The sequence below is a fragment of the candidate division KSB1 bacterium genome (assembly GCA_022562085.1).
In the GTDB taxonomy this organism is placed as follows: Bacteria; Zhuqueibacterota; Zhuqueibacteria; order Oceanimicrobiales; family Oceanimicrobiaceae; genus Oceanimicrobium.
Map to the genome: position 1 here is coordinate 1 of JADFPY010000412.1, position 3678 is coordinate 3678.

General features: G+C 43.6%; 6 protein-coding genes and 1 riboswitch. Of the genes, 3 read left to right on the forward strand and 3 right to left on the reverse strand.

What is annotated here, in order from left to right:
* Positions 1 to 267 precede the first annotated feature (267 nt).
* The 3 genes from thiE to thiS form a co-directional block, all read right to left on the reverse strand.
* Complete coding sequence (gene thiE / locus IH879_21390) at positions 268 to 897, reverse strand: thiamine phosphate synthase (protein MCH7677481.1); 630 nt, start codon at positions 895 to 897, stop codon at positions 268 to 270.
* A gap of 227 nt (positions 898 to 1124) precedes the next feature.
* The gene (locus tag IH879_21395) at positions 1125 to 1901 is read right to left on the reverse strand and encodes a thiazole synthase (protein MCH7677482.1); all 777 of its coding nucleotides are present in this window, start codon (positions 1899 to 1901) and stop codon (positions 1125 to 1127) included.
* A 29-nt stretch (positions 1902 to 1930) separates the two neighbouring features.
* Positions 1931 to 2134: a sulfur carrier protein ThiS gene (gene thiS / locus IH879_21400; GenBank protein MCH7677483.1), complete on the reverse strand. Its 204-nt coding sequence runs from the start codon at positions 2132 to 2134 to the stop codon at positions 1931 to 1933.
* A gap of 48 nt (positions 2135 to 2182) precedes the next feature.
* Positions 2183 to 2286: riboswitch (TPP riboswitch) on the reverse strand.
* A gap of 129 nt (positions 2287 to 2415) precedes the next feature.
* Between thiS and IH879_21405 the strand changes: the two genes are divergently transcribed.
* From IH879_21405 to IH879_21415, 3 genes are all read left to right on the forward strand, one after another.
* Positions 2416 to 2733 carry a hypothetical protein gene (locus tag IH879_21405; GenBank protein ID MCH7677484.1) on the forward strand — a complete coding sequence of 106 codons (318 nt, stop codon included), beginning with the start codon at positions 2416 to 2418 and terminating at the stop codon, positions 2731 to 2733.
* A complete protein-coding gene (locus tag IH879_21410) occupies positions 2723 to 2956 on the forward strand; it encodes a type II toxin-antitoxin system HicA family toxin (GenBank protein MCH7677485.1) in 234 nt (77 codons plus the stop codon). Before IH879_21405 ends, IH879_21410 begins: the two co-directional genes overlap by 11 nt.
* Positions 2957 to 2970: 14 nt before the next feature.
* A partial coding sequence (locus IH879_21415; protein ID MCH7677486.1) for an NAD(P)-binding protein occupies positions 2971 to 3678 on the forward strand: 708 nt, incomplete at its 3' end.

The window sequence follows — 3678 nt, forward strand, 5'->3', positions numbered from 1 at the left end:
GTTTCTCCGGGTTAAGGCTGTAGTGATTGGCAATTTCCTGAAAATCATCGACGTAGTCCGCATAGTGAGGTACCTGAAATTCCATTTACTTCCTCCTCCAAAAGGTGGCCAGCTGTGGTGAGTTTGGGATACGTTTCTAAGTTACATCAAAAGGTTCGTTTTGCGTAAAACCTGAGAGGAAAAAAGCGAGATGAATTGCCATACATGACAACATAATACTTGGTTCGCTAAAAGTCAATACTCCTTTTTTAGATTTTTCCTAACAAACTAAAGTGAATCAAGGTAATATTCATAACTTTTTAAGGTTGCCGAAATATTCTGTGTACTCATCACCGACGAAATAACTGCAACTCCAAACGCACCGCTCTCGCCACATTCCTTCGCCTTTCCCGGGGTCATTCCACCAACTGCAAAGACCGGTATTGAAACTGACTTTGTTATTTCCTGCAATTTGGTTAGACCCTGTGGATCTCCATAAGTAGCTTTTGAAGGAGTGTGGTAAACGGGCCCAAATAAAACGAAATCGGCGCCTGAATCCTCCGCTTGCTTTGCTTCATCAAGCGAGTGAGTGGAGACGCCTACGAGTTGACTTGCACTAAGATGTTTACGAACAATTTTAACAGGAAGACTTTTAGACGTCAACTGAACGCCGTCAGCGCTGATCGCCCGGGCGATGTCAAATCGATCATTTATCAGCAATTTGACACCGGTTTTTTTGCAAATTTGTTGAATTTCCCGAGCGAGGTTAAAAATAGATTTGGCGGGTAAATCTTTTTCTCTCAATTGAATTGCTTTTACACCGCCCCGGCAGACCGCCCCGATAACTTCAGTTAAAGTTCTCTCTCCGCATAACAGGCGGTTGGTGATCACATACAGACGAAAGTCAACTTTCGGCATGCAGTTTTTCTATTCCTGGATGAATCAATTGGTCCCTTAAGATTGATATCCTTGTTTTTTGGGCAATGATATTTTAAATTCTGCTATAATCCTTTTAATTACAATATCTTGAAGCGGATAGAAAATAAGCGCTTAACTTTTCCCTGATGGGTTGTCTGCGCCGCGTTGGAAATTGAGATTTGGAATTCAGTTGTGATTTGTTTTTTGGGATTTGGGATTTCTCCGGGTTAGGTTCCAACTACTCCCTCCAGAGGACTTGAAGCGGTCGCGTAAAGTTTCTTCTCGATTCGTCCGGCTTCATAAGCTAAACGCCCGGCCTCAACTGCCTGGCGCATCGCTTCAGCCATTTTCACCGGGTCTTTGGCGCCGGCGATTCCGGTATTCATCAACACGCCGTCACAGCCGAGCTCCATCGCGATCGCCGCGTCCGAAGCCGTACCGACGCCGGCATCTACAATCACCGGAATTTTAATTTGTTCTAAAATTATTTTAATGTTGTAAGGATTGCGAATACCCAGACCGGAACCGATCGGTGCGCCTAACGGCATGACGGCTGCACAGCCGATATCTTCTAATTTTTTGCAAACTACCACGTCATCGTTGGTATAGGGAAGGACAGTGAACCCCTGTTTAACCAGCTCTTTGGCTGCCTCTAACAATTGTTCGTTGTCCGGGAACAGTGTCTTTTCGTCGCCGATGACTTCCAGTTTAACCAAAGTTGTATCCAGTGCATCCCGGGCCAATTCGCAGGTCAAAATGGCATCTTTTGCAGTGTAGCAGGCGGCCGTATTCGGCAGCAGATCGATTTTGTTTCTGTCGATGTAGTCCAGCATCGATTCTCCGGAAGTGTCGTTTAAATCGATTCTCCGGATGGCGACGGTGACTAACTGCGTCCCGCTGATTTCATGGGCCTTTTTCATACTTTGAAAGTCCGGATATTTACCGGTCCCCAAGATAAGCCGTGAGCTGTAATTTTTATCGCCTAATTTTAATACTTCAGACATATTTTCCTCATCTGTTTAATTAAAAAAAGTTATCCTCCCGCCGTTGCGCGGATAATTTCGAGTGTATCGCCATCCTTGACCTGGATGTCAGCCAATTTTGTTTTGGCAATGACTTCAGCATTTAGGGCAACTGCAAAACTATGCTCCTGATTGATATTTAGACTTTTTAAGAGCTGCTCTAAAGTCAACGATTTTTCAAGACTGGTTGGTTTGCCGTTAATGAAAACTTGCATAGCTTTTGTTCTAAAAAAAAAGACCGCTATCGGGATTGCGGTCTGCTGATTTTCATTAGACCGTTTCCCTTCGCTGGCTTTATCCAGAGCAGGTTCATAGAGTATATTCTCAGCTCCGTTCTCGATTGAACAGAACACCCCTAACGGTTTTTGTTAAAACAATTTTAAAAGAATATAAACACAATTTCATCTCGATGCAAGAGCGATTTTTAAATTTCTTGTGTGTACGGGAAAAATGTAATATATTAGATAGATTTTATTAAATATCACCGAGGTAATTTATGAAATTTAAAAAACTGGATCTTCATATTTTAATCGAAAAAGAAGACAGTATTTTTTCAGCTCTTTGTTTAGAATTGGATGTCGCAAGCCAAGGCGGTACGCTTAATAAAGCAAAAAAAAACATCCGAGAAGCAATAGAATTATATTTAGAGGATGTCTTGGAATCAGGAGATGAAAAAGAGTTTATACCACGATCTGCCCCTGTGGAAGAGTGGTTGAAATACTTTGAAGTTGCAGCCAAGAATCTGAAGAAGAAAATTTTAGACAAATCAAATACTGCGGGTTTACGCTTACACCAGGCAGTCTATGCACCATAGACTCCTTGCCTTAAAATCTACAGAGGTGCAGAGGATTCTAAAACGAAATGGTTTCAAACTCACCAGAACAAAGGGCAGTCATCAACAGTTTCAAGGAGTCATTGAAGGTCGAAAGAAACGAGTTACAGTAATTGCAAATCAGAAACGGTTCAACCCTAAAACAATTGCCTCAATGATTCGTCAATCTGGTCTTTCGGAAGATGACTGGTTAAGTTTGCTCTAAGTAATTATCCACTTATGCCGAACTCTAGCCATTACGATGTCATTATAGTCGGTGCCGGACCTGCAGGCTCCTGTACTGCGAAGTATATAAATCCGAACCGAACGGGGAAAAGAGTTCTGATTCTCGAGGGGAAAAAACGGGTCGGCGTTCCGATGCAATGCGGCGAAGCCATCCCGACTTACGATGAGCTCCTCACCATTTTCCCGGAAGCGGACTGTGCCGAGCTCTACGATCTTCCTGAAGACATTTATGCCGGCAGCATCGAAGGCCTGAAATTAAAGGCGCCTTCCGGCAGGTCCTACGTAGCTGATTTAAAAGGGCAAATGTTTGACCGCGAAAAACTCGATCAGCATCTTTTTGACCGGGCACTTGAAAATGGCGTAGAATACCGGCTCGGCGCTCGGGTGAAACACATTTCCGGAAACAGGGTTAAGACGGCTGATGAAGAATTTACCGCCAAAGTGATCATCGGCGCAGACGGTGTCTATTCGGTGGTTTCAAATTCATTTACGGCCTTTGAACCAAATAAAGATATTTGCCCCTGTTCCCTGGTACTTGCAGAAGGTGATTTTTATGAAGACATTATTGAGCTTTGGTTCGAAAGCCGGTTTCCCGGCGGGTACTTTTGGTTGTTTCCAAAGAATAAAATCGGCGAGGCCAATATCGGTTTGGGCATGCGCGGTGCCAAAAATGTGCGCGGAATGCTTGACCAGGTTTTAAAA

Bases quoted from the DNA above. Each gene is read 5' to 3' on its own strand.
- thiE (MCH7677481.1), bottom strand. From the start codon at position 897: ATGCCGAAAGTTGACTTTCGTCTGTATGTGATCACCAACCGCCTGTTA.
- IH879_21395 (MCH7677482.1), bottom strand. From the start codon at position 1,901: ATGTCTGAAGTATTAAAATTAGGCGATAAAAATTACAGCTCACGGCTT.
- thiS (MCH7677483.1), bottom strand. From the start codon at position 2,134: ATGCAAGTTTTCATTAACGGCAAACCAACCAGTCTTGAAAAATCGTTG.
- IH879_21405 (MCH7677484.1), top strand. From the start codon at position 2,416: ATGAAATTTAAAAAACTGGATCTTCATATTTTAATCGAAAAAGAAGAC.
- IH879_21410 (MCH7677485.1), top strand. From the start codon at position 2,723: ATGCACCATAGACTCCTTGCCTTAAAATCTACAGAGGTGCAGAGGATT.